This window comes from Streptomyces sp. SCUT-3 (assembly GCF_014083985.1).
GTDB classification, from domain to species: Bacteria; Actinomycetota; Actinomycetes; order Streptomycetales; family Streptomycetaceae; genus Streptomyces_H; species Streptomyces_H thermolineatus.
This window is the reverse complement of the sequence record NZ_CP046907.1, coordinates 4,182,397-4,207,632: the sequence shown is the minus strand read 5'-3', so window position 1 is coordinate 4,207,632 and position 25,236 is coordinate 4,182,397. Positions and strand designations below refer to the sequence as shown.

The following is a 25,236-nucleotide window of genomic DNA, read 5'->3' as shown; positions in this document are numbered from 1 at the left end:
ATCGCTCCTGGCGCCTCGGCGACGCTTCGACGACCGCTCCTAGGCGGAACCGTCCGGCGCGCCTGCGGGCGTCAGTCCGGCGGCCCTGGGTGTGGCGGCCGGGACCGGGTCGCGGTCGGGCGCGAACGGATCGGTCACCGTTCCGGCCTGCTCGTCGAGCGGCCCCTGCGCCAGCCTGGTCACCGCTGCGGGGACCGGCGGCGCCAGGTCTGCAGCCACGCGGAGGCCGGACAGGACGTCGTCGGGTCGCACGGCAGGTGTCGCATGCCGAACAACCAGCCGCAGTATCGCACAGCCTCCCACGCCCGGCCTATCGGCCGTCGGCCCGGAAACCGCGGGGGGCAGCCCCTCCGCACCCTCGGGGAACGGTTCCAGCCGGACGACGGCGCCCCGCGCGTCGAAGGTGCGGACGCCGTTCTTGGTGAGGCGCTCGACGCTCACCTCGTCCGCGGCGAGGAAGCGGGCGGTGGCCCGTTCCGCGGTCGCGGCGTCGACGCCGTCGAGCCGGACCAGCCATTCGGACGCCTGGAGGCGGTCGGCGAAGCCGGAGGTCCGGGCCTCGACCGCGTCGATCACGTCCAGCCCGTCGGGCAGCGACTCGTCGAGCAGGGCCCGCAGCTTCTCGACGTCGACCTCGCGGACGACGGCGATCTCCAGGTACTCGGCCTCGCTGGCCACACCGGTGGGCGCGGCGTTGTTGTACGAGACCTTGGGGTGCGGGGTGAAGCCCGCGGAGTACGCCATGGGCACCTCGGCCCGGCGCAGTGCCCGCTCGAAGGCGCGCTGGAAGTCACGGTGGCTGGTGAAGCGGAGGCGGCCGCGCTTGGTGTAGCGCAGGCGGATGCGCTGCACCGCCGGAGCGGGCGGCGGACCTTCGGGCTGTCGGCGGGCCAGGGTCGCTCAGTCCTTCGTGGAGTCGTACGGATGCGGACGCCGCGGGTGTCGCGGTACCGCAGGCGTTGCGGATACAGCGGATACAGCGGGTGGAACGGGTGCCGCGGCCGCGGCAGGTGCTGCGGACGCAGCGGGTGCTGCAGGTTTCCAGGGTACGCGGCGTCCCGGGCGTGTCGCCGCCCCTGCCCCAGGGCCGCCGCACCGGCCGGGTGCGAAGGCGCGCCCCCGTCCGCGGGGCCGGTGCGGACACCGGCCCCGCGGCCCCGTCACTTCTCGACGACCGACAGCGGCAGGAGCTTCTTGCCGGTGGGGCCGATCTGGATGCTGGTGTCCATCTGCGGGCAGACGCCGCAGTCGAAGCAGGGGGTCCAGCGGCAGTCCTCGACCTCGGTCTCGTCGAGGGCGTCCTGCCAGTCCTCCCACAGCCAGTCCTTGTCGAGACCGGAGTCGAGGTGGTCCCAGGGCAGGACCTCCTCGTAGGTGCGCTCGCGGGTGGTGTACCAGTCGACGTCGACGCCGGTGCCGGCGAGGGCCTTGTCCGCGCACTCCATCCAGCGGTCGTAGGAGAAGTGCTCGCGCCAGCCGTCGAACCGGCCGCCGTCCTCGTAGACCGCGCGGATGACCGCGCCGAGGCGGCGGTCGCCGCGCGAGAGCAGGCCCTCGACGATGCCGGGCTTGCCGTCGTGGTAGCGGAAGCCGATGGAGCGGCCGTACTTCCGGTCGCCGCGGATGGCGTCGCGCAGCTTGGCCAGGCGGGCGTCGGTCTCCTCCGAGGACAGCTGCGGCGCCCACTGGAAGGGGGTGTGCGGCTTGGGCACGAAGCCGCCGATGCTGACGGTGCAGCGGATGTCGTTGCTCCCCGAGACCTCGCGGCCCTTGGCGATGACGTTCTTCGCCATCTCGGCGATCTGCAGGACGTCCTCGTCGGTCTCGGTGGGCAGGCCGCACATGAAGTACAGCTTCACCTGGCGCCAGCCGTTGCCGTAGGCGGTGGCGACGGTGCGGATCAGGTCCTCCTCGGAGACCATCTTGTTGATGACCTTGCGGATGCGCTCGCTGCCGCCCTCGGGGGCGAAGGTGAGGCCGGACCGGCGGCCGTTGCGGGTCAGCTCGTTGGCCAGGTCGATGTTGAAGGCGTCGACGCGGGTCGAGGGGAGGGACAGGCCGATCTTGTCCTCCTCGTACCGGTCGGCCAGGCCCTTGGCGATGTCGCCGATCTCGGTGTGGTCGGCGGAGGACAGCGACAGCAGGCCGACCTCCTCGAAGCCGGTGGCCTTCAGGCCCTTGTCGACCATCGCGCCGATGCCGGTGATGCTGCGCTCGCGCACCGGGCGGGTGATCATGCCGGCCTGGCAGAAGCGGCAGCCGCGGGTGCAGCCGCGGAAGATCTCCACCGACATCCGCTCGTGGACGGTCTCGGCCAGCGGCACCAGGGGCTGCTTGGGGTAGGGCCACTCGTCGAGGTCCATGACGGTGTGCTTGGACACCCGCCACGGCACGCCGGAGGCGTTGGGCACGACGCGGGCGATCCGGCCGTCCTCCAGGTACTCCACGTCGTAGAACTTCGGCACGTACACGCCGCCGGTGCGGGCCAGGCGCAGCAGCAGCTCGTCGCGGCCGCCGGGGCGCCCCTCGGCCTTCCAGGCGCGGACGACGTCGGTGATCTCCAGCACGGCCTGCTCGCCGTCGCCGACGACGGCCGCGTCGATGAAGTCCGCGATCGGCTCGGGGTTGAAGGCGGCGTGGCCGCCGGCCAGCACCACCGGGTCGTCGAGGCCGCGGTCCTTCGCCTCCAGCGGGATGCCGGCCAGGTCCAGGGCGGTGAGCATGTTGGTGTAGCCGAGCTCGGTGGAGAAGCTCAGGCCGAACACGTCGAACGCCTTGACCGGGCGGTGGGAGTCGACGGTGAACTGCGGCACCCCGTGCTCGCGCATCAGGGCCTCGAGGTCCGGCCAGACGCTGTAGGTGCGCTCGGCGAGGACCCCCTCGCGCTCGTTGAGCACCTCGTACAGGATCATGACGCCCTGGTTGGGGAGGCCGACCTCGTAGGCGTCCGGGTACATCAGCGACCAGCGCACGTCGCAGGCGTCCCAGTCCTTGACGGTCGAGTTGAGTTCGCCGCCGACGTACTGGATCGGCTTCTGGACGTGCGGGAGAAGCGCTTCCAGACGAGGGAAGACCGACTCGACAGGCATAGAGGAGTGTCTTTCTGACAGCTGGCAGGGTTGACCCTCAAGGGTAGCGCGGCCGAGGGCACTCCCCCGCCGCCGCGGTTCCCGGCCCTCCCCGGCGGTCCCGGGGCGGGCAGGTTCAGCCCACGGGCATGCGCCTGCGCGCCTTCCGCCACGTGCGCGGCAGCCGGGCCTCCACCTCGGCGGCGCGGTGGCGTTCCAGCTGGTAGGCGGCCCCGAAGGGGAAGGTGTCGCCGCCGTCGGCCCGGGTCTCGGCGGCGATCCGCAGCAGGGCCTCACGGGCGACCACGCTGTCCTGGTGCTCGCCGAGCAGCTTCTGCACCTTCTTCAGCGCCTTCTGCTGCTTCTTCGCGGGCTTCCCCAGCACCGGTGCGGCGGACTCCGCGGCGTAGCGGGCGCGCTTGGCCGCCTTGCGCGCCTCGTGCAGGGCGCGGTCGCGCTCCTCGCCGGGCGGCAGGCCCCGGGCCGCGTCCATGCGCCGGGTGAGGCGGCGGCGCTCGCGGCGCAGGGCGCGCACGGCGGCGCCGCGCGCCGGCTTCCGGGCGGGGCGGCGCAGGGGCGGGGAGGCGACGAGCTCCTCGAGGGCGTCGAGCAGCCGGAAGTACCGGGCTCCGTTCATCTCCCGCAGCAGCAGGTCGCGGTTGCCGGCGCGGGAGGCGGCGAAGCGGTCCCGGAGCCGGCGGTCCGCCGCGGCGGTTCCCGCGGCCGCGGGCAGCTCGCCGAGCCGGGTGCGCAGGCGCGCGTCCAGGACCTCGCGGTCCCGCTCGCGGCCCAGTACGCCGGCGAGCCACTTCAGCTCCTCGGCGAGGGGGTCGGTGGCCGTGCGGTCGAGTTCGCGGCGGTAGGTCTTCAGGGCGCTGCGCAGGCGGCGGGTGGCCACCCGCATGCGGTGCACGGCGTCCTCCTCGTCGAGGCGCACGGCCGGGTCCACGGCCAGGAGGGCGAGCAGGCGGCCGTGCAGGTAGGCGACGGCGGCGTCCCCGGCGGTGCCGGTGCCCCCGGGCGGGGCGGGGGGCGGCGGCGCCGGCTGCGGGGCGCGGTCGCCGAGCGCGCGCAGGAGCTTCGACGGGGAGGAGGAGCGGCGGATGCCGGCAGCGGCGAACCTGCGCTCCACCTCGTCCAGCAGCCTCCGCGGCGCGCCGGGCGCGAGTTCGACCTCGATCTCGGACCAGCCGGTGGCGGTCACCGCGGAGGACGGTCGGCCGCCGGGTTCGAGGAGCTGGGCGGTGACCCGGTCCCGGGCGACCTCGGCGAGCAGTCGGCCGTCTGCGTCGTACAGGTGGTGCCTCTCACGGCTGTTCTTGATCCGCACGACGGGCAGCAGCCGTTCGCCGCGCAGGTGGCGGGCGACCTGCGCGGCCAGTTCCGCGGGGACGTCGCGGCCCCCGGACGGGGGCAGCCGGACCTCGGTGCGGGTGTCGGGCGCGTCGGAGGGGAGCTTGAGGTGCCAGCCGGCGTCGTCGCCTCCGGTGCGGCTGCGCAGGGTGATGCGGCGGGCGGCGAGCCGCAGGCCGGCGGTGTCGAAGTAGACGGCGTCCAGGGCGGCGGTCCCCGCGTCCTCGACGCGGGCCACGCCGGGCAGCCCGTCCAGGGGCGGCAGCGGAACGCCGTCCGCGGCCTCGTACTTGCGCTCGACCTCGTGCACCGTGGAAGCCATGACGCTCCTCCTGCCCGCCGGTGCGTCGAGCCTAACCCGCCCCGCCGGGCCGCGGGCAGGGCCGGACAGGGCGGGGCGGGGGCCGGACGGGGCAGGGCCGGGCGAGCCGGCGGGTCAGGCGCTCAGGGGTCGTCGCATCTTGACGGACTGGAGCAGCCCGACGGCGATCCAGACGGCGAACATCGAGGAACCGCCGTAGGAGACGAACGGCAGCGGCAGGCCGGCGACGGGCATGATGCCCAGCGTCATGCCGATGTTCTCGAAGGACTGGAAGGCGAACCAGGCCACGATGCCGGCCGCGACGATCGTGCCGTACAGGTCGGGGGCCTGGCGGGCGATCCGGCACGCCCGCCACAGGATCACGCCGAGCAGGACGATGATCAGGCCGGCGCCTAGGAAGCCGAGCTCCTCCCCCGCCACGGTGAAGACGAAGTCGGTCTGCTGCTCGGGCACGAACCGGCCCGTGGTCTGCGTGCCCTCGAACAGCCCCTTGCCGAAGAGTCCGCCCGAGCCGATCGCGATGCGGGCCTGGTTGGTGTTGTAGCCGACGCCGGAGGGGTCGAGCGCGGGGTTGGCGAAGGCGGCGAAGCGGTCGATCTGGTACTGGTCCAGCACTCCGAGCTGCCAGACGAGGACGGCGCCGCCGGCGCCCGCGCCGATCAGGCCGAGCACCCACCGGTTGGAGGCGCCGGAGGCGAGGAGCACGCCCAGGACGATGACGGCCATCACCATGACCGAGCCGAGGTCCGGCATCAGCATGACGACGGCCATCGGCACCGCGGCCAGGACGAGCGCCTGCACGACCGTGCGGTGGTCGGGGTACTCGCGGTCGCCGGCGTCCACCCGGGCGGCCAGCAGCATCGCCATGCCCAGGACGATGGTGACCTTGGTGAACTCCGAGGGCTGGATGGAGAAGCCGCCGCCGAGTTTGATCCAGGCGTGCGCGCCGTTGATGGTGCTGCCCAGCGGGGTGAGGACCAGCGCCACCAGCAGCACCGAGATCCCGTACATCGCCGGGACGGCGCCGCGCAGCCTGCGGTGGCCGAGCATGACCGTCCCGCCGGCCAGGGCCAGGCCGATGCACACGTTGAGGACGTTGCGGAACAGGAAGTGCTCCGGGTCCCCCTGGTTGAGCTCGGTGCGCTCCCGGGTCGCGGACCACACCAGCAGCGTGCCGACGAACGACAGCAGCAGGGCGGAGCCGAGCAGGAGCCAGTCCAGCCGCCACAGCATCGAGTTGCGGGCGAACACCTTGGCCAGGGTGGAGCGTTCGGGGGTGTAGCGGGGAACCGTGTACTCGGGGGAGGTCGTCATGCCGCGCTCCCGGGCTGCCGGGGGGCGGCCCACGGGTCGGGCCGCTCGGGCGGCCGGGCCGCCCACACCGTGGACGGGCCCCCCGCGGCTGCGCCGCCGGGCAGCGGGGCTCCGGCGAAGGCAGTCGGCGCCGGGGCGGCGCCCGGGGCCGGCGCGGTGAGCGCGGCCGGGACTGCCGACGCGCTCGGCGAGGGGGATGCGGTCGGCGGGGCCTTGGTGGCGGAGGGGTCCGGCTCGATGCTGCCGTCGGCGTTGATCTTCGGCAGTTCCGCCTTCGGCTCGGGCAGCAGTGCCTTCTTCCGGTCGATCTTCCCGTCCTCCTGGACGCCGTAGAGCGCGTCGTAGATCTTGCGCACGGCCGGGCCGGAGGCCCCGGAGCCGGTGCCGCCCTGGGAGATCGTCATGACGATCGAGTAGTCCTCGGTGTAGGTGGCGAACCACGAGGTGGTCTGCTTGCCGTAGACCTCGGCGGTGCCGGTCTTGGCGTGCATCGGGATCTCGTCCTGGGGCCAGCCCCCGAAACGCCAGGCCGCGGTGCCCCGGGTGGCGACGCCCTCCAGCGCCTTGTCCATGACCTTCAAGGTGGCGCGGTCCATGGGCAGCCGGTCCTTGGCCTTCGGCCGGATCTGCTTCACCTTCTTCCCGTCGGGGCTGATGATCGCCTTGCCGACGGTGGGCTCGTAGAGCGTGCCGCCGTTGCTGATGGCCGCGTAGATGGTGGCCATCTGGATCGGGGTGACGAGGGTGTCGCCCTGCCCGATGGAGTAGTTGACGGAGTCACCGGCGCGCATCTTGAAGCCCTCGGCGCAGTTCTCCCGCGCGATCTGGGTGACGTAGTCCTTGGCGTCGCTCTTGGCCTGCTTGCACCAGGCGTCCTTGTTGGCCTCCCAGTAGTCCTTCTTCCACTTCCGGTCGGGGACGCGGCCGGGGACCTCGTTGGGCAGGTCGATGCCGGTCTCCTCGCCCAGGCCGAAGTCGTGGGCGGTGCGGTAGAACCAGTCCGCGGTCTTCTTCTTCGGGTTGTTGCCGCCGTCCTTGAGCCACTCCTTGTAGGCGAGGTCGTAGTAGACGGTGTCGCAGGAGACCTCCAGCGCCCGGCCGAGGTCGATGACGCCGTGGCTCTGGGACTCGAAGTTCTTGAAGACCTGCCCGCCGATGTTGAAGGAGCTGGGGCAGTTGTAGTTGCCGTCGAAGGGGTGGCCGGCCCGCACCGCGGCGGCCGAGGAGACCACCTTGAAGATCGAGCCGGGCGCCGCCTGGCCCTGGATCGCCCGGTTCAGCAGCGGGTAGTTGGAGTCCTTGCCGGTGAGCTTCGCGTAGTCCTTGGCGGAGATCCCGCCGACCCAGGCGTTGGGGTCGTAGTCGGGGTTGCTCGCCATGGCGACGACCCGGCCGGTCCTCGACTCCATCACCACGATCGCGCCGGCGTCCGCCTCGTAGTTGCGGCCCGTGTTGCGGTCGTGGGCCTTGCGGGCCTCCTTCATGGCCGCCAGGAGCTCCCTCTCCGCTATGGCCTGCACGCGCGAGTCGATGCTGGTGACCACGGTGGAGCCGGCCCTCGCCGGGGTGTCCCCGGCGTTGCCGATGACCCGGCCGAGGTTGTCCACCTGGTAGCGGGTGATGCCCGCCCGCCCGCGCAGTTCCTCGTCGTAGGTGCGCTCCAGGCCGGAGCGGCCGACCTGGTCGGAGCGCAGCAGCGGGGTCCTGCCGGGCTTCTCGCTCTCGGTGATCTCCTCGTCGGTCACCGGGGAGAGGTAGCCGAGGACCTGGGAGGTCTGCGCCCCGCCCGGCGCCGGGTAGCGGCGCACGGCGGTGGGCTCGGCGGTGATGCCGGGGAAGTCCTCGCGGCGCTCCATGATCTGCAGTGCCTGCTGGGTGGTGGCCTCGTCGGTGATCGGGATCGGCTGGTACGGGGAGCCGTTCCAGCACGGCTGCGGGGTCTCCGCGTTGCACAGCCGCACCCGGTCGGTGACCTCCTTCGGCTTCATCCCCAGGACCTCGGCCAGGCGGCCGAGGACGGCCTCGCCGTCGTCCTTCTGCTTGAGCATCTCGGTGCGGCTGACCGAGACGACGAGCCGCGTCTCGTTGTCGGCGAGCGGCACGCCGTTGGCGTCGAGCACGGAGCCGCGGGTCGCCGGTGTGACGACCTCCTGGACGTGGTTGCTCGCCGCTTCCTGGGTGTACTCGTCGCCGTTGCGGATCTGCAGGTACCACAGCCGCCCGCCGAGGGTCAGCAGCAGGGACAGCACGAGGATCTGCAGGACGACCAGGCGGATGGTGACCCGCGTGGTCCGTCCGGTCTCGGGGATGTTGCTCATCGCTTCGCCGACCTCCCGAGGAAGCCGCCCCGCTGGCTGCCGACCCGGCCCAGCAGCCCGCCGCGGGCCCGGCCGAACCCGGAGATGCCGGTGCCCAGGCCCCGGTAGAGGTCCCCGGAGGGACCGCTGTCCCCGGACACCGGGTCGTGTTCGAGCTTCCTGGCCAGCGCCAGGATCCACGGCACCGTGAACGGCGCGAGCAGCAGGTCGTACAGGGTGGCGGTGAACAGCAGCTTGGCCAGGCCCACCTGCCGGGCCGCGGTGTCACCGACGAGGGCGCCGACGCCCGCGTACAGCAGGGTGCTGGCCAGGGCGGCGGCGGCCACCACGAGCATGGGGCCGGCGGCCGTGCGCGGCTGCCCGCTCTCGGGCTTGGCCAGCCCGGCGAGGTAGCCGACGACGCACAGCACCAGCGCGTAGCGGCCCACCGCGTGGTCGGCGGGAGGGGCGAGGTCGGCGAGCAGCCCGGCGGCGAAACCGACCAGGGCACCGCCGGTGTGACCGTAGGTCAGGGCCAGGCCGAGGACGACCATCAGCAGCAGGTCGGGAACCGCCCCGGGCAGCTGGAGCCGGGCCAGCACGCTCACCTGGACGACCAGTGCGACGACGATGAGCACGGCGGAGAGCAGGACACGGTTCAGACGCATCGTCAGTTCCTGGTGTCGGTCGCGGGCGGGGTGTCGGTTCCGGTCCCGGTTCCGGGATCGGTCCCGGGGTCGGTCCCGGGGTCGGTTCCGGTGCCCGGGTCGGTCCCGGTGCCGGGACCGGTGCCCGGACCGGGTTCCGTGCCGGTGCCGGGGTCGGGGTCGGGGTCCGTGCCGTCGCCGGGGCCCGTCCCGGGGCTGGCGGCGGCGCCGGGGCCGTCCTCCTCGCCCGGGCGGGTCGCCTCGGGGGCGGGCTTCTTCACGGGGGCCGGCCGCTTCTTCTCCGGCTTGTCCGGCAGGACGCTGTCGCGCGGGTCCTCGCGCGGCGCCTGGACGACGACCCCGACGACGTCGAGCTTGGTGAAGCCGACGAACGGCTCGACCTGCACGGTGCGGGTGAGCTCCCCGGCCGCCGAGTCGGCCCGGACGACCCTGCCAACCGGGACGCCGGGGACGAACGGCTTGTCGCCCTGGGAGCCGAAGGTGACCAGCCGGTCGCCCTTCTTCACCTTCGCCTTGCCGTTGAGCAGCTGGACGCGCAGCGGCCGGTCGCCCTGGCCGGTGGCGAAGCCGAGCTCCTTCGTCCCCTCCATCCGGGTGCCGACGGTGAAGTCGGGGTCGTTGGCGAGCAGGACGGTGGACGTGGAGGGGCCGACGGTGGTGACGCGGCCGACGAGTCCGTCGCCGTTGATCACCGTCATGTCGCGGGCGATGCCGTCCTCGCTGCCGATGTCGATCGTGACGGTCCAGGAGAAGCCCTGGGCCGGTCCGATGGCGATGACCTCGGCGGCCTTGATGCGGTACTGGCCCGCGCCGGCGGTGCCCAGCAGCCTGTCCAGCTCGGCCGCCCGGCCCGTGGACGAGCCCTCGGCCGCCAGCTTCTGCTTCAGCTCGGCGTTCTCCCGCTCGAGCCGGCTGATCTGCGTGTCGCGCGAGCCCGCCTCGCGGACCGCGCCGATCACGTTGCCGACCGGGTCGACCGCGGCCGCCATACCCTTCTCCACCGGCCCGAACACCGAGGCGGCGACGTGCCGCGCACCGTCGAGGGGGGACTTCTCACCGCCTCTGATGTCCACGGTGATCAGGGCGAACGCGATGGCGACCAGCAGCACCAACAGCAACCGGCTCTCTCGTGTGTCCCTCACGTTCGCGGCAATGCCTTCCTCGGTAGGACCTGGCGGTTGCAGGGTGCCCCGGGCAGTTCCGGGGCCGGGCGGGGAAAATCACCCGCAGGAGTGACATGACGTGCGGCCGGCCACCCGCGGGGGCGGCCGGCCGTACGGTCTGCCGCGCCGGGACTAGCGGCGCGGCTGGGAGTCCAGCACCTGCTGGAGGGCCTCGAACTCCTCGACGCACTTGCCGGAGCCCAGGGCCACGGAGTCCAGCGGGTCCTCGGCGATGTGGATCGGCATCCCGGTCTCGCGGCGCAGCCGCTCGTCGAGGCCGCGCAGCATGGCGCCGCCGCCGGTGAGCACGATGCCGCGGTCCATGATGTCGCCGGACAGCTCGGGCGGGCACTTGTCGAGGGTGGTCTTGACCGCGTCCACGATCGAGTTGACCGGCTCCTCGATGGCCTTGCGGACCTCGGTCGCGGAGATCACCACGGTCTTGGGCAGGCCGCTGACCAGGTCCCGGCCGCGGATCTCGGCGTGCTCCTCCTCGCCGAGGTCGAAGGCCGAGCCGATGGTGATCTTGATGTGTTCGGCCGAGCGCTCGCCGAGGAGGAGCGAGTACTCCTTCTTGATGTGCTGGATGATCGCGTTGTCCAGCTCGTCGCCGGCCACCCTGATCGACTGCGCGGTCACGATCCCGCCGAGGGAGATCACGGCCACCTCGGTCGTGCCGCCGCCGATGTCCACCACCATGTTGCCGGTGGCCTCGTGGACCGGGAGCCCGGCGCCGATGGCCGCGGCCATCGGCTCCTCGATGATGTGCACCTGGCGGGCGCCGGCCTGCGTGGACGCCTCGATCACGGCGCGGCGCTCGACGCCGGTGATGCCGGAGGGCACGCAGACCACGACCCGCGGGCGGGCGAGGTAGCGGCGCTTGTGGATCTTCAGGATGAAGTACCGGAGCATGCGCTCGGTGATCTCGAAGTCCGCGATCACGCCGTCCTTGAGGGGACGGACCGCGACGATGTTGCCGGGGGTCCGGCCGATCATCTTCTTCGCCTCGGCGCCCACCGCGAGGATCCCGCCGGTGTTGGTGTTGATGGCGACCACGGAGGGTTCGTTGAGGACGATCCCGCGACCCCTGACGTACACCAGCGTGTTGGCGGTCCCGAGGTCGACAGCCATGTCACGGCCGATGAACGACATGTTGTTCGCCATGGATATACGAAAGCCTTCCCGAGCTCGAGCGGTGAGGACGGCGGTGTGTACGGGACGGGCAGTGCTCCGACGGCAGCCTGTGCTTCATCGTAGCGAGACCCGCGCGAGGGGCGCCGACGGTACCACCGACCATTGTCCGTGCGAACACCATGGTGCGCTGCATTGTGGACGCCGTGTCGGAAGGATTGGTTCCCCTGGAGTAACGGCCGCCGCGGGGGCGGCCGTCACCGGTTCCCTCGAAGGGTCTTTGAGGAGGCGTCAGCCGCGGCCGGGGAAGAACAGCTTGATCTCGCGCTCGGCGGACTCCTCCGAGTCCGAGGCGTGGACGAGGTTCTCCCGCACGACGGTGCCGAAGTCCCCGCGGATGCTCCCGGGGGCGGCGGCGATCGGGTCGGTCGGGCCGGCCAGCGCGCGCACGCCCTCGACGACCCGCTCGCCCTCGACGACCATCACGGCGGTCGGGCCGGACTCCATGAAGGCGACCAGCGGCTCGTAGAACGGCTTGCCCTCGTGCTCGCCGTAGTGCTGCTCCAGGGTGGCCCGGTCCAGGGTGCGCAGTTCCAGGGCGGTGATCGACCAGTTCGCCTTGCGCTCGATGCGGCCGATGATCTCGCCCATCAGGCCCCGACGGACCGCGTCCGGCTTGAGGAGGACGAGGGTGCGCTGGCTCATGCTGCGGCTCCTGGAGGTCTCGGCGGCACGCCGATGCCGGCGTGACGGGGAAGGTGGGGAACAGACACTACCTGTCCCCCTCCGCCCCGCGATCAGGGGCTACGCCGTCGGCGCCGCCTCCTGCACACGGGCCGCCTTGATCGCGTCGACCTTCCGGCCGTAGTGCACCGCCGCCCACCACAGGGCCGCGAAGACCGTGCCGAGGAAGAACATGGCAGGGACGACGAAACCGCTCGCGACCAGGGCCGCCTGCAGCACCCATCCGGCGGCCACCGCGCCGGGCCGGGTGATCACTCCGCACAGCAGGACGCACAGCACCATGGCCGTGCCGCTCACCGCCCACACCGTGCCCGCCGGGAGGCCGGACAGCTGCATGGCCACCAGTCCGGCGAAGCCGATGACGAAGAACTCGCCGATCAGGGTGCTCGCGCACAGGGTTCGCATGGTCCTCTTACTCCTTGCCCAGCAGCAGGCGGGCCTCGCCCACCGTGATCACCGATCCGGTGACGAGCACGCCCGCCCCGGCGAGTTCGCCCTCCTCCTCGGCCAGCGTGACGGCGGCCTCGATGGCGTCGTCCAGCCGCGGCTCCACCTGGACGCGGTCGGCGCCGAACACCTCGACGGCCAGGGCCGCGAGCTCGTCGGCGTCCATCGCCCGCTGCGTGGAGTTCCGGGTGACCACGACCTCGGCGAGGACCGGCTCGAACGCCTCCAGCAGCCCGCGCACGTCCTTGTCGGCGCTGGTGCCGACAACACCCACCAGGCGGGTGAAGCCGAACGCCTCGGAGACCGCCGCGGCGGCGGCCCGGGCGCCCGCCGGGTTGTGGGCCGCGTCCAGCAGCACGGTCGGGCTGCGCCGCACGACCTCCAGCCGCCCCGGCGAGGAGGCCGAGGCGAACGCCCGGCGGACCACGTCGGCGTCCAGCGCCTCGCTGCGGTCCCGGCCGACGCCGAAGAACGACTCCACGGCCGCCAGCGCCACCGCGGCGTTGTGCGCCTGGTGCTCGCCGTGCAGCGGCAGGAAGACGTCCTCGTAGTCGCCGCCCAGGCCGCGCAGGGTCAGCAGCTGCCCGCCGACGGCCACCTCGCGCTGCAGCACGCCGAACTCCATGCCCTCGCGGGCCACCGTGGCGTCCACCTCGACCGCGTGCTTGAGCAGCGCCTGGGCGGCGTCGACCGGCTGCTGGGCCAGCACGACGGACGCGCCCTCCTTGATGATCCCGGCCTTCTCCACGGCGATCTCGCCCGGGGTCTGCCCGAGCCGGTCGGTGTGGTCCAGGGCGACCGGGGTGACCACGGCGACCTGGCCGTCGATCACGTTGGTGGCGTCCCAGCCGCCGCCCATGCCGACCTCGACGACCGCCACGTCCACCGGTGCGTCGGCGAAGGCCGCGTACGCCATGCCGGTGAGCACCTCGAAGAACGACATCCGGTGCGGCTGGGAGGCGTCCACCATCCCGACGTACGGCTCGATGTCCCGGTAGGTCTCCACGAACCGCTCGGGGTCGATCGGGGCGCCGTCCAGGCTGATCCGCTCGGTGACCATCTGCACGTGCGGGCTGGTGTAGCGGCCGGTGCGCAGGTCGAAGGCGCGCAGCAGCTGCTCGATCATCCGGGCGGTGCTGGTCTTGCCGTTGGTGCCGGTGATGTGGATCGCCGGGTAGGCGCGCTGCGGCTCCCCCAGGATGTCCATCAGCGCGGTCATCCGGTCCAGCGAGGGCTCCAGCTTCGTCTCCGGCCAGCGGCCGGCGAGCTCGGCCTCGACCTCGCGCAGGGCGGCGGCGACCTCGGGGTCCTGCGGGCGGCGCGGTGCGTCGTCGCCCGCCTCCGGGGCGGCCTGGGCCCGCAGGGTGCGGCTGCCCGCCTCGATCACCGCCAGGTCGGGGTCCCGGTCCGCCTCGGAGGCGATGATCTCGTCGAAGGGGTCCGTCGGCCGGTCCGACGGTTCGTCGTTCTTGGGGCGCTCGCTCACGGTGCCCAGTCTACGGAGGCGCGCGGCCCGGCGCGGCGCGCCCCACCCGGGGCGGAGTGCGCCGGAGGGCGGGCGTCGGCAAGTGCCGCCGCCCGCCCTCCGGCGGGGTGCGTCAGGCCTGCGGGAGGGACTCCAGCTGGGCCGTGATGCGGGCGATGTCGGCCTCCGCGGCCGCCAGGCGCGTGCGGATCTTCTCCACGACGTGCTCGGGGGCCTTGGCCAGGAAGCCGTCGTTGCCGAGCTTGGCGGTGGCCTGGGCCTTCTCCTTCTCCGCCAGCGCGAGGTCCTTGGCCAGGCGCTTGCGCTCGGCGGCGACGTCGATCGCGCCGGACAGGTCGAGTTCGACCGTGGCGCCGGCGACCGGCAGCGAGGCGGTGGCGGTGAAGCCGTCCTCCGGGGCGGTCAGGCGGGCCTGGGCGCGGATGGCGTCCTCGTGCTCGGTCAGGGCGGTGCCGTCCAGGACGAGCCTGGCGGGGACCTTCTGGCCGGGCTTGAGGCCCTGGTCGGCGCGGAACCGGCGCACCTCGGTGATGACCTGCTGGAGCAGGGCGATCTCCTTCTCGGCGGCCTCGTCGCGGCGCGAGGCGTCGGCGGACGGCCACTCGGCGACGACGACGGACTCGCGTCCGGTCAGCACGGTCCACAGCTCCTCGGTGACGAACGGCATCACCGGGTGCAGCAGGCGCAGCGTGGTGTCCAGGACCTCGCCCAGGACGCGGCGCGAGGCGTCGGCCGCCGCCCCGCCCTTGGCCAGGGTGGTCTTGGACAGCTCGACGTACCAGTCGAAGACCTCGTCCCAGGCGAAGTGGAACAGGGCGTCCGAGAGCCTGGCGAACTGGTAGTCCTCGTAGTACGCGTCCACCTCGGCGACGGTGGCGTTCAGCCGGGACAGGATCCAGCGGTCGGCCGTGCTCAGCTCCGCCGCGGGCGGCAGCGGGCCGTCCACGGTGGCGCCGTTCATCAGCGCGAAGCGGGTGGCGTTCCAGATCTTGTTGGCGAAGTTTCGCGAGCCCTGGACCCAGTCCTCGCCGATCGGCACGTCCGTGCCGGGGTTGGCGCCGCGGGCCAGGGTGAAGCGGACCGCGTCGGACCCGTAGGCGTCCATCCAGTCCAGCGGGTTGACCGCGTTGCCGAAGGACTTCGACATCTTCTTGCCGAACTGGTCGCGGACCATGCCGTGCAGGGCGATGGTGCGGAACGGCGGGGTGCCGTCCATCGCGTACAGGCCGAACATCATCATCCGCACGACCCAGAAGAACAGGATGTCGTAGCCGGTGACCAGGACGGACGTCGGGTAGAACTTCTCCAGGCTCGGGGTCTTCCCCGGCCAGCCCAGGGTGGAGAACGGCCACAGGCCGGAGGAGAACCAGGTGTCCAGGACGTCGGTCTCCTGGTGCCAGCCCTCGCCGGTGGGCGGCTCCTCGCCGGGGCCGACGCAGACCGTCTCGCCGTCGGGGCCGTACCAGACCGGGATGCGGTGGCCCCACCACAGCTGGCGCGAGATGCACCAGTCGTGGAGGTTGTCGACCCAGCCGAAGTAGCGGGACTCCATCTCCTTGGGGTGGATGTCGACCCGGCCGTCGCGCACCGCGTCGGCGGCGGCCTGCGCCAGCGGGGCGACCTTGACCCACCACTGCATGGACAGCCGCGGCTCGATGGTGGTCTTGCAGCGCGAGCAGTGGCCGACCGAGTGCGTGTAGGGGCGCTTCTCCGCGACGATGCGCCCCTCGGCGCGCAGGGCGCCGACGATCGTCGAGCGGGCCTCGAAGCGGTCCAGGCCCTGGAAGGGGCCGTGCACGGTGATCACGCCGTGCTCGTCCAGGACGGTCAGCGACGGCAGGTCGTGGCGGCGGCCGATCTCGAAGTCGTTCGGGTCGTGGGCCGGGGTGACCTTGACCGCTCCGGTGCCGAACTCCGGGTCGACGTGGGCGTCCGCGACGACCGGGATGCGGCGGCCGGTCAGCGGCAGCTCGATCTCGCGGCCGACCAGGTGCGCGTAGCGCTCGTCGTCGGGGTGGACGGCGACCGCGGTGTCGCCGAGCATCGTCTCGGCGCGGGTGGTGGCGACGACGATGGAGTCCTCGCCCTCGCCGTAGCGGATCGAGACCAGCTCGCCGTCGTCCTCCTGGTACTCCACCTCGATGTCGGAGATGGCCGTCAGGCAGCGCGGGCACCAGTTGATGATGCGCTCGGCGCGGTAGATCAGCCCGTCGTCGTAGAGCCGCTTGAAGATGGTCTGCACGGCCTTGGACAGGCCCTCGTCCATGGTGAAGCGCTCGCGGGACCAGGCCACGCCGTCGCCCAGGCGCTTCATCTGGCCGGAGATCTGGCCGCCGGACTCGGCCTTCCACTGCCAGACGCGCTCGACGAACTTCTCCCGGCCCAGGTCGTGGCGGGAGACGCCCTCCTTGGCCAGCTCGCGCTCGACGACGTTCTGGGTGGCGATGCCGGCGTGGTCCATGCCCGGCTGCCACAGCGTCTCGTAGCCCTGCATGCGCTTGCGGCGGGTGAGCGAGTCGATGATCGTGTGCTCGAAGGCGTGCCCGAGGTGCAGGCTGCCGGTGACGTTCGGCGGCGGGATGACGACGGTGTACGGCGGCTTGTCGCTCTTCTCGTCCGCCTCGAAGTACCCGGCCTCCACCCAGCGCTCGTACAGCTTCCCCTCTACCTCGGCCGGGACGTACTGGGTCGGCAGGTGGTCGGAGGCGCTGTTGGCCCCGTCGCGGGGGCGCTGGTTCATGTCGGTCACGACGGCCAGTGTACGGGCGGTGCGGCCCCCTCCTCGAACCGGTTTCGCCCTGTCGTCCCCGTGCCGCCGGGGATCGGCGAGGATGTCGGGGACACAACAGCAACGGGAGGACCGCAGGTCGATGAACTATCCCCAGCAGCCGCCGAGTCCGGGCTACGGCGGCACTCCCCCGCAGCCCGGCCCGTACGGCCCCCCGCAGCCCCCCGGGCCGTACGGGCAGCAGCCCGGGCCGTACGGGCAGCAGCCGTACGGCGGCCCGCAGCCCGGTCCCGCCGGGCCGTACGGCGGCCCGCGGACCGGTCCTCCGCAGCAGGGCGGCCACCCGCAGCAGGGCCTCCCCCGGCAGGGCCTCCCGCAGCAGCAGGGCTTCCCGCACCCGGGCGCACCGCACGGCGCGCCCCCGCAGCAGCCGCAGCGGCCGCGGAAGAAGCGGACCGGGGCGGTCGCGGGCCTCCTCGCCGGCGCGCTGGCGCTGGCCGGGGGCGTGGCCTGGTGGGCACTGGCCGAGGACGGACCGTACCGGCTGGCCACGCCCGACACCGTCGCCAGTGCCTACCAGCGGCAGGGCAAGGGAGTGGACGCGAGCGCCCTCGTCAAGGACGGGCAGGCCCTCCCCGGCGTCACCGACCCCCACCCCGTGGTGGCGAGCTACCGCGGCGCGGACAAGGAGACGCTGACCTTCAGCGGCGCCTGGGGGACCGTCACCGATCCCCGGGCCGCCGTGGACGCCGTGTTCGCGCAGACGGAGGCGAGCAAGGACGCCGAGCTGGTGGGCGAGCCGACCGAGGAGCCGCCCCCCGGCTTCGACGGGGAACTGATGCGCTGCCAGGGCGTGCGGGCCGACAGGCTCTACTCGGTGCTGTGCGCGTGGGGCGACTCCAGCACGGTGGGCGTGGTGACCTTCAGCGGCCCGACCCTGGCGCCGGCCGAACCCGACCCGAAGTCGATGCAGCGGGTCTCCATCGTCACCCAGGACGTCCGGGAGGACACCCGCGTCCCCGTCGAGTGACCCGGGACGCCCCGCCCGCGTCCGCGGCACGTGCGAGGGCCCCGCGCCGGCGGACCGGTGCGGGGCCCCCGCGAGTGCTCAAGGGGCGTCAGGCGCTCTTCTGCTCGCCCTTGCCCAGGCCGCGGGTCTCGCGCGGGACCAGGGTCGGGTTGACGTTGGAGAGCACCACGTCGTCGGTGATCACCACGCGGGCCACGTCCTTGCGGGAGGGGACCTCGTACATCACGGACATCAGCACCTCCTCCATGATCGCGCGCAGGCCGCGGGCGCCGGTGCCGCGCAGGATCGCCTGGTCGGCGATGGCCTCCAGCGCCCCGCGGTCGAACTCCAGCTCGACGCCGTCCAGTTCGAACAGCCGCTGGTACTGCTTGACCAGGGCGTTGCGCGGCTCGACGAGGATCTGCAGCAGCGCCTCGCGGTCGAGGTTGTGCACGGAGGTGATGACGGGCAGGCGGCCGATGAACTCGGGGATCATGCCGAACTTGACCAGGTCCTCCGGCATGACGTCGCCGAAGCGGTCGATCGCGTCCAGCTCCCGCTTGGAGTGGATGGTGGCCCCGAAGCCGATGCCCTTCTTGCCGGCCCGGGACTCGATGATCTTCTCCAGGCCCGCGAAGGCGCCGCCCACGATGAACAGCACGTTCGTGGTGTCGATCTGGATGAACTCCTGGTGCGGGTGCTTGCGCCCGCCCTGCGGCGGCACCGAGGCCGTGGTGCCCTCGAGGATCTTCAGCAGCGCCTGCTGCACGCCCTCGCCCGAGACGTCGCGGGTGATCGACGGGTTCTCGCTCTTGCGGGCGACCTTGTCGATCTCGTCGATGTAGATGATCCCGGTCTCGGCCTTCTTGACGTCGTAGTCGGCCGCCTGGATCAGCTTGAGCAGGATGTTCTCGACGTCCTCGCCGACGTAGCCGGCCTCGGTCAGGGCCGTGGCGTCGGCGATCGCGAAGGGCACGTTGAGCATCCGGGCCAGGGTCTGCGCCAGCAGCGTCTTGCCGGAGCCGGTCGGGCCGAGCAGCAGGATGTTGGACTTGGCGAGTTCGATGCCGTCTTCCTTGTGGCTGCTGTTCTCGCCGGCCTGCACCCGCTTGTAGTGGTTGTAGACCGCCACCGACAGGGCCTTCTTGGCGGTCTCCTGGCCGACCACGTAGCCCTCGAGGAACTCGTAGATCTCCCGGGGCTTGGGCAGGTCCTCCCAGCGCACCTCGGAGGACTCGGCGAGCTCCTCCTCGATGATCTCGTTGCACAGGTCGATGCACTCGTCGCAGATGTACACGCCGGGCCCTGCGATGAGCTTCTTCACCTGCTTCTGGCTCTTTCCGCAGAAAGAGCACTTGAGCAGATCGCCGCCGTCACCGATGCGTGCCACGAGGTGCTTCCCCTTCGCCTTGGTCCCGCCGGTCCGACGGGCCCTGGTGCTTGCTGCGGGATGCCGGGAAAAACCCCGGTCCCCCGTCCGACGGTACATTGCCGGACCCCCGCTGTGGGCCCCCCTTGGGCCGACTCGGCATCCGCCGGCCCAGGGGGGCACGTCCTGGAGGCGGACGTCAGCCCATCATGACGGAGCTCTTGCGGGTGGAGACGATCTGGTCCACCAGACCGTAGTCCAGGGCCTCCTCCGCCGTGAGGATCTTGTCCCGCTCGATGTCCTCGCTGACCCGCGCCACGTCCTTGCTGGAGTGCTTGGCCAGCATCTGCTCCAGCTGCTCACGCATCCGGGCGATCTCCTTGGCCTGGATCTCCAGGTCGGAGACCTGGCCGCGACCGGTCTCGGTGTACGGCTGGTGGATCAGGATACGGGCGTTCGGCAGCGCCATGCGCTTGCCCGGGGTCCCGGCGGCCAGCAGCACGGCCGCGGCGGAGGCCGCCTGGCCCATGCACACCGTCTGGATGTCCGGCTTCACGAACTGCATCGTGTCGTAGATCGCGGTCAGCGCGGTGAACGAGCCGCCCGGGGAGTTGATGTAGATCGAGATGTCGCGGTCGGGGTCCATCGACTCCAGGCACAGCAGCTGCGCCATGACGTCGTTGGCGGAGGCGTCGTCGATCTGCACCCCGAGGAAGATCACCCGCTCCTCGAAGAGCTTGGCGTACGGGTCGTACTCGCGCACGCCCTGCGAGGTGCGCTCCACGAAGCGCGGGACGACGTAGCGGGACTCGGCGGCACCGGCGCCCTCGTACAGGGCGCGTCCGGGGAAGTTGTTCATGGGTGTGTTCACCGTCCTGGTGATGAGCAGTGGCTGCGGGTGCGGTCGGGCGGGCGGGTCCGGGCCCTGGGCCTGCGGGGCCGGGCCTGCGGGCGGCTCAGGCGCCGGTGCCGCCACCGCCCGGGACACCGGAGGCGGAGTGCATGACCTCGTCGAGCAGGCCGTACTCCTTGGCCTCGTGTGCGGAGAACCAGCGGTCCCGGTCGGCGTCGCGGTTGATCTCCTCGACCGTGCGGCCGGAGTGCTGGGCGGTCAGCTCGGCCATCCGCTTCTTCGTGCGCAGCAGCTGCTCGGCCTGGATCTTGATGTCCGAGGCGGAGCCGGCCAGGCCGGCGGAGGGCTGGTGCATCAGGATCTCGGCGTTCGGCAGCGCGAACCGCTTGCCCGGGGCGCCCGCGGTCAGCAGGAACTGGCCCATCGAGGCAGCCAGGCCCATGGCGATGGTCACGACGTCGTTCTTGATGTACTGCATCGTGTCGTAGATCGCCATGCCGGCGGTCACCGAGCCGCCGGGCGAGTTGATGTAGAGGTAGATGTCCTTGTCCGGGTCGGCGGCCAGGAGCAGGAGCTGTGCGGTGATCCTGTTGGCGATGTCGTCGTCGACCGCCTGGCCCAGGAAGATGATGCGCTCGTTGAGCAGTCGGTTGTAGACCTGGTCGCCGAGGCCACCGATGGTCGGCTCTCCGGCGGCGGAAGGCATCGGAATCGTCACGTATCCACCTGCTCGTTCTCGGACGGCGGCGCGCCGTCTCAGCGTCTTCTCAGGGTGCGGGGAGTGCGCGTGGCCGCTGGTGCTCGCCCGGCCCGGTGTCGGGACTCCCCTGCCCTCGTACCAAGGACCCTAACGCGCAGGTGGAGCCGTGCCATCCCGCTCACGGAACTGTTCGCTGTGAGCGCAGGCTCACCGAGGGAAACCGGCACGGGCCCGGACGCCGCGGGGGCGTCCGGGCCCGTGCCGGTGCGGTGCGGCCCGAAGGGCCGGACCTCGGGGTGCGGGAGGGGTCAGGCCTTCTCGCCGGCCTCGTCCTCGGCCGGGGCGGCCTCGGCCTCGGAGCCGGACTCCTCGGAGGACGCCTCGACGGTCTCGCCCGTCTCGTCCTCCTCGTCGTCGCTCAGGTCGACCTCGTTGCCCTCGGTGTCGACGACCTTGGCGGCCTCGACCACGTGGGCCAGCGCCTTGCCGCGGGCGACCTCGCCGACGAGCATCGGCACCTGGCCGCCCTCGACGACGGCCTGGGCGAACTGGTCCGGGCTCATGCCGGAGGAGGCGGCACGGCGCATGAGGTGCTCGGTGAGCTCCTCCTGGTTCACCGACAGCTGCTCCTTGGAGACCAGCTCGTCGAGGATGAACTGGGTCTTGATGCCCTTGGTGGCCTGCTCGGCGACCTCGGCGTCGTACTCCTCCTGGGTCTTGCCCTCGCGCTCCAGGTAGCTCGCCCAGTCCAGGCCCAGGGCCGGGAACTGGTGGTGCTCCAGGTTGTGCTTGCGGGTGTTGATCTCGTCCTCGAGGAGCTTCTCCGGGATCGGGACCTCGACGATCTCGATGAGCTTGTCGAGGACCTTCTCCTGGGCCTGGGTGGCCTGGTCGTACTCCTTCATCCGCTCCAGGCGCTTGCGGCTGTCCGCGCGCAGCTCCTCGAGGGTGTCGAACTCGCTGGCCATCTGGGCGAACTCGTCGTCCAGCTCCGGCAGCTCACGGGCCTGGACGCTGGTGACGTCGACCTTGATCTGCGCGGTGCGGCCCGCGGCGGAGCCGCCCTTGAGCTCGGACTCGAAGGTGGCGGAGCCGCCGGCCTCCAGGCCGGTGACGGCCTCGTCGATGCCGTCCAGCAGCTGGCCGGAGCCGATGGTGTAGGAGACGCCCTTGGCGACGCCGTCCTCGAGGACCTCGCCGTCGACGCTGGCCTCGAGGTCGACGACCACGACGTCGCCCTCGGCGGCGGCGCGCTCGACCTCGGTGGTGGAGGCGAAGCGGTCGCGCAGCTGCTCCAGGGACTTCTCGACGTCCTCGTCGCTGACCTCGACGGCGTCGACGGTGACCTCGATGCCGGAGTAGTCCGGGATCTCCAGGGTCGGGCGGACGTCCACCTCGGCGGTGAACTTCAGCTGCTCGCCGTCGTTGAACTCGGTGATGTCGATCTCGGGCTGGCCGAGCACGCTCAGCTCACCCTCGTTGACCGCCTCCGTGTAGAACTTCGGCAGCGCGTCGTTGACGGCCTCCTCGAGGACCGCGCCACGGCCGAACCGCTGGTCGATGATGCGCGCGGGAAGCTTGCCCTTGCGGAAGCCCGGCACCGTGACCTGCTGGTTGATCTTCTTGTAGGCCGCGTCGAGGCTGGGCTTGAGCTCCTCGAAGGGCACCTCGACGGTGAGTCGAACCCGAGTGGGGTTCAAAGTCTCGACGGCGCTCTTCACGGTTGGGTCTCCTTGGGCTGACATCAGGGGCTGTGGTGCACGGGCCCGTAGGACCCGCCGAACGCGCCAACAACCGGCCTCCCCGTCGAGGGATACCGGTCGCCGACGAGACGTGCGGTCGGGGGCTTGCCCCTCGTCGCCCCGTATACAGGCGCATTCTGCATAGTACCGGTACGGTCGACGGGCCCGCCCGCGGTCGCCGAGGCGTCCGCGGGCGGGCCCGTCACCCGTGGTCGGGGTGGCCGGATTTGAACCGACGGCCTTCCGCTCCCAAAGCGGACGCGCTACCAACCTGCGCCACACCCCGTGGTGGGACGACACGAAGGGTACAGCCCCCGCCCCGCTGAGTCTGCATGGTTGTTCGCGCCGGGGGCCGCGGGTGTGGCAGGATGCCGTGTGTGCCAGAATGCTGGCCGTCGCGGGCGTAGCTCAATGGTAGAGCCCCAGTCTTCCAAACTGGCTACGCGGGTTCGATTCCCGTCGCCCGCTCTGCACGACCGAGGCCCGGCCGGGGAGTCGATCCCCCGCCCGGGCCTCGGTGTTTTCACAGGTCCTGCCCGGCCGCGCGAAGCCGGGCCGGCCCGGGCTGGCCCGGGCCGGCGCACGCTACGGACGCGCCGCGAGGAGGGCGAACATCGCCGCCCCGCCGCCCAGGACCAGCAACTGCACGGCACCGGGGACGCGCCACCTCGAGGCGAGCAGGGCACCGCCCGTGACCGCCGCGCCGCCGGCCAGGATCCACGTCGCCCGAAGCGCCGCCCGCGGCGCCTCCGGCGCATCGGCGTCGTCGTAGCCGTCGGCCCATCCGGTGATCCCGTAGCCGTACAGCAGCCAGGCGATCACCATCAGGTCGATCAGGAGCAGCACCGCGGCGACCCCGGCCTGCCGGCCCGCCGACGGTCCGCCCGCACGTTCCGTGCCCACCGCTCCCCCTGTCGCCGATCGCCCGCCGGCCGGGACGGGGCGGCCTGCACCCCGCCGCCGGTCCGGCCTCAGAAGCTGATCCGCTGAATGGTGTCCGCTATCGAGTCCAGGAAATTCTGGATGGTCGGGGCCATACCGGACGAGGCGAGGAAGAAACCGAAGAGGACCGCGACGGCCGCCGGCCCGCCCTTCAGCGAACCATTTCTGATCATGACGACCAGGATGATCGCCAAAAGGAGCACGACGGACAGAGAGATGGCCACAACGGATCACTTCCTCGCTCGGAACGCCTCGCCGGTCCGGGGGACCGCATGCGTCCGACCCCCCGGGGTACATCGTGCCACCGGTCCGGCCCCGCGGGGGCTCCGGCGCGCCAGGCCGGTCCCCGGCGCGTCACCGGCGGTAATTCACGATCCCGTGAGGAAATAGCCCTCACGAACCTTTCACAAACCCCCGCGTGCCGATTGAAAAAAGGAAGGAAGCAGACATTCCTCTTGTCGATCGCATTGCACCCTCGGCTCATTTTTCGCCTCATATCGGCACATAGAGCACCCGAAAAGTGCGTGCGCGGGGCGCATGTTTGTCTCATTGCTGGTTATGCGCCAAAGCAAACGAAGAATTTACGGAGGGCATGTTTAACGCTATGGTGCTGCGGATGATCCACGCTCCAGATACCTTCCAGACAGGCACCGGGTGGGTGGACGCCCCATGACCCGAGCCCTCCCCCCGCACACGTACGAGAGGGCGAAAGCCCCGGCGGTCGGGGGGTCACCCGAAGCCCCCGGGCCGCCGCCCGGCAAGCCGGAGAAGCCCCGGGACTCGTTCTTCGACAACACCAAGCTGCTGGCCATCGTGCTGGTCGCCTGCGGCCACGCCTGGCAGCCACTGACCTCGTCCAGCCGCACGGCGGAAGCGCTGTACATGGTCGTGTACGCCTTCCACATGCCGGCGTTCATCATCGTCTCCGGCTACTTCTCCCGCAGCTTCGACGCCCGGCCGGACCGCCTGGTGCGGCTGGTGACCGGCGTCGTCGTCCCCTACGTGGTCTTCGAGGTCGCCTACAGCCTCTTCAAGAGGTACGCCGACGACGACCCGACCCACGCGATCACCCTGCTCGACCCCTGGTACCTCACCTGGTTCCTGGTGGCCCTGTTCGTCTGGCGGCTGACCGCGCCGCTGTGGCGGATCGTGCGGTGGCCGGTGCCGCTGGCCCTGGCGATCGCCTCCCTCGCCGCCATCTCCCCGGACATCGGCGACGACCTGGACCTCCAGCGGGTCCTGCAGTTCCTGCCCTTCTTCGTGTTCGGCCTGTCCCTGCGGCCGGAGCACTTCAAGCTGGTGCGCCGCCGCTCAGTGCGCATCGCCGCCGTCCCGGTGTTCGCCGTGGCCCTGGTCGTCGCCTACTGGGCCGCGCCCCGGATGAGCTCGGCGTGGTTCTACCACCGCGACAGCGCCCAGGAGCTCGGCGCCCCCTGGTGGACCGGCCTGGTGATGACCATGGCGCTGTTCGCCTGCTCGATCGTGCTGAGCGCCTGCTTCTTCGCCTGGACGCCCGGACGCCGGCTGTGGGTCACGGCGCTGGGCGCGAGCACCCTGTACGGCTACCTGCTGCACGGCTTCCTGGCCAAGGGGTCGCGCTTCTGGGGCTGGTACGACGTCGACTGGGTACGCACCCCCCTGGGCATGATCGCGGTCACCTTCATCGCCGTCGCGATCATCCTGGTGCTGTGCACCACCCCCTTCCAGCGGATCTTCCGGCCGGTCATGGAGCCGAAGATGGCCTGGGCCTTCCGGCTCCCGGCCCGCGGCCCCCGGCAGGCGGCCCCCGGCCCGGACGCCCCCGGCGCGAAGGCCTCCGGCGCGGACGCCCCCCGGGAGCGGGAGGTCGTGCGCCGCTAGGCGGAACGCCCCGCACGCGTCGAGGGCCCCGGACCGAGCG

20 protein-coding genes and 2 tRNA genes are annotated in these 25,236 nt (G+C 71.8%); 3 read left to right on the top strand and 19 right to left on the bottom strand.

All coding sequences use genetic code 11. The features are described from left to right. Nucleotides 1-39 precede the first annotated feature (39 nt). From GQS52_RS18605 to GQS52_RS18550, 12 genes are all read right to left on the bottom strand, one after another. Nucleotides 40-852, bottom strand: a complete 813-nt coding sequence (locus tag GQS52_RS18605; RefSeq protein ID WP_182314498.1) for a TIGR03936 family radical SAM-associated protein — start codon at nt 850-852, stop codon at nt 40-42. Nucleotides 853-1,160: 308 nt separating this feature from the next. Next, nucleotides 1,161-3,089, bottom strand: coding sequence for a TIGR03960 family B12-binding radical SAM protein (locus GQS52_RS18600; RefSeq protein ID WP_182314497.1), 1,929 nt, complete (start codon nt 3,087-3,089; stop codon nt 1,161-1,163). Nucleotides 3,090-3,204: 115 nt separating this feature from the next. After that, on the bottom strand, nt 3,205-4,743 hold the full coding sequence (locus GQS52_RS18595; protein WP_182314496.1) for a CYTH and CHAD domain-containing protein: 1,539 nt from the start codon (nt 4,741-4,743) through the stop codon (nt 3,205-3,207). Between the two features lie 114 nt (nt 4,744-4,857). Beyond that, nucleotides 4,858-6,057, bottom strand: coding sequence for a rod shape-determining protein RodA (gene rodA / locus GQS52_RS18590; RefSeq protein WP_182314495.1), 1,200 nt, complete (start codon nt 6,055-6,057; stop codon nt 4,858-4,860). Further along, nucleotides 6,054-8,375 (bottom strand): penicillin-binding protein 2, encoded by a 2,322-nt coding sequence (mrdA, locus tag GQS52_RS18585; protein WP_182314494.1) that lies wholly within the window; start codon nt 8,373-8,375, stop codon nt 6,054-6,056. Before mrdA ends, rodA begins: the two co-directional genes overlap by 4 nt. Beyond that, the gene (mreD, locus tag GQS52_RS18580; protein WP_182314493.1) at nt 8,372-9,022 is read right to left on the bottom strand and encodes a rod shape-determining protein MreD; all 651 of its coding nucleotides are present in this window, start codon (nt 9,020-9,022) and stop codon (nt 8,372-8,374) included. Before mreD ends, mrdA begins: the two co-directional genes overlap by 4 nt. 2 nt (nt 9,023-9,024) lie before the next feature. Then, the gene (gene mreC, locus GQS52_RS18575; RefSeq protein ID WP_182314492.1) at nt 9,025-10,164 is read right to left on the bottom strand and encodes a rod shape-determining protein MreC; all 1,140 of its coding nucleotides are present in this window, start codon (nt 10,162-10,164) and stop codon (nt 9,025-9,027) included. Between the two features lie 153 nt (nt 10,165-10,317). Further along, nucleotides 10,318-11,337, bottom strand: a complete 1,020-nt coding sequence (locus GQS52_RS18570) for a rod shape-determining protein (RefSeq protein WP_182316554.1) — start codon at nt 11,335-11,337, stop codon at nt 10,318-10,320. Nucleotides 11,338-11,607: 270 nt separating this feature from the next. Continuing rightward, nucleotides 11,608-12,021, bottom strand: coding sequence for a nucleoside-diphosphate kinase (gene ndk / locus GQS52_RS18565; RefSeq protein ID WP_182314491.1), 414 nt, complete (start codon nt 12,019-12,021; stop codon nt 11,608-11,610). A gap of 99 nt (nt 12,022-12,120) precedes the next feature. Further along, a complete protein-coding gene (locus GQS52_RS18560) occupies nt 12,121-12,465 on the bottom strand; it encodes a DUF4233 domain-containing protein (protein ID WP_182314490.1) in 345 nt (114 codons plus the stop codon). Between the two features lie 7 nt (nt 12,466-12,472). Beyond that, nucleotides 12,473-13,993: a folylpolyglutamate synthase/dihydrofolate synthase family protein gene (locus GQS52_RS18555; RefSeq protein ID WP_182314489.1), complete on the bottom strand. Its 1,521-nt coding sequence runs from the start codon at nt 13,991-13,993 to the stop codon at nt 12,473-12,475. A gap of 112 nt (nt 13,994-14,105) precedes the next feature. Next, a complete protein-coding gene (locus tag GQS52_RS18550; protein ID WP_182316553.1) occupies nt 14,106-16,733 on the bottom strand; it encodes a valine--tRNA ligase in 2,628 nt (875 codons plus the stop codon). A gap of 130 nt (nt 16,734-16,863) precedes the next feature. On the opposite strand from GQS52_RS18550, the gene GQS52_RS18545 reads away from it, so the two are divergent. Continuing rightward, entirely contained in the window at nt 16,864-17,751 is an 888-nt protein-coding gene (locus GQS52_RS18545) for a hypothetical protein (RefSeq protein ID WP_182314488.1), read from the top strand. 88 nt (nt 17,752-17,839) lie between these two features. Here the strand turns inward: GQS52_RS18545 and clpX are convergent, their stop codons facing one another. The 5 genes from clpX to GQS52_RS18520 form a co-directional block, all read right to left on the bottom strand. Continuing rightward, nucleotides 17,840-19,120 (bottom strand): ATP-dependent Clp protease ATP-binding subunit ClpX, encoded by a 1,281-nt coding sequence (clpX, locus tag GQS52_RS18540; protein ID WP_182314487.1) that lies wholly within the window; start codon nt 19,118-19,120, stop codon nt 17,840-17,842. 178 nt (nt 19,121-19,298) lie between these two features. Next, entirely contained in the window at nt 19,299-19,958 is a 660-nt protein-coding gene (locus GQS52_RS18535) for an ATP-dependent Clp protease proteolytic subunit (protein WP_182316552.1), read from the bottom strand. 97 nt (nt 19,959-20,055) lie between these two features. Then, nucleotides 20,056-20,658: an ATP-dependent Clp protease proteolytic subunit gene (locus GQS52_RS18530; RefSeq protein WP_182316551.1), complete on the bottom strand. Its 603-nt coding sequence runs from the start codon at nt 20,656-20,658 to the stop codon at nt 20,056-20,058. A 302-nt stretch (nt 20,659-20,960) separates the two neighbouring features. Then, entirely contained in the window at nt 20,961-22,373 is a 1,413-nt protein-coding gene (gene tig / locus GQS52_RS18525) for a trigger factor (protein WP_182314486.1), read from the bottom strand. Between the two features lie 230 nt (nt 22,374-22,603). Further along, nucleotides 22,604-22,680: transfer RNA gene (locus GQS52_RS18520), tRNA-Pro, on the bottom strand. A gap of 111 nt (nt 22,681-22,791) precedes the next feature. Here GQS52_RS18520 and GQS52_RS18515 point away from each other — a divergent pair. Then, nucleotides 22,792-22,862: transfer RNA gene (locus GQS52_RS18515), tRNA-Gly, on the top strand. A gap of 117 nt (nt 22,863-22,979) precedes the next feature. On the opposite strand, the gene GQS52_RS18510 is transcribed toward GQS52_RS18515, so the two are convergent. Then, complete coding sequence (locus tag GQS52_RS18510) at nt 22,980-23,297, bottom strand: DUF6234 family protein (RefSeq protein ID WP_182314485.1); 318 nt, start codon at nt 23,295-23,297, stop codon at nt 22,980-22,982. A gap of 68 nt (nt 23,298-23,365) precedes the next feature. Continuing rightward, nucleotides 23,366-23,560, bottom strand: coding sequence for a hypothetical protein (locus GQS52_RS18505; protein WP_182314484.1), 195 nt, complete (start codon nt 23,558-23,560; stop codon nt 23,366-23,368). A 445-nt stretch (nt 23,561-24,005) separates the two neighbouring features. Between GQS52_RS18505 and GQS52_RS18500 the strand changes: the two genes are divergently transcribed. Further along, nucleotides 24,006-25,196 (top strand): acyltransferase family protein, encoded by a 1,191-nt coding sequence (locus tag GQS52_RS18500; RefSeq protein ID WP_182314483.1) that lies wholly within the window; start codon nt 24,006-24,008, stop codon nt 25,194-25,196. Nucleotides 25,197-25,236: the final 40 nt, after the last annotated feature.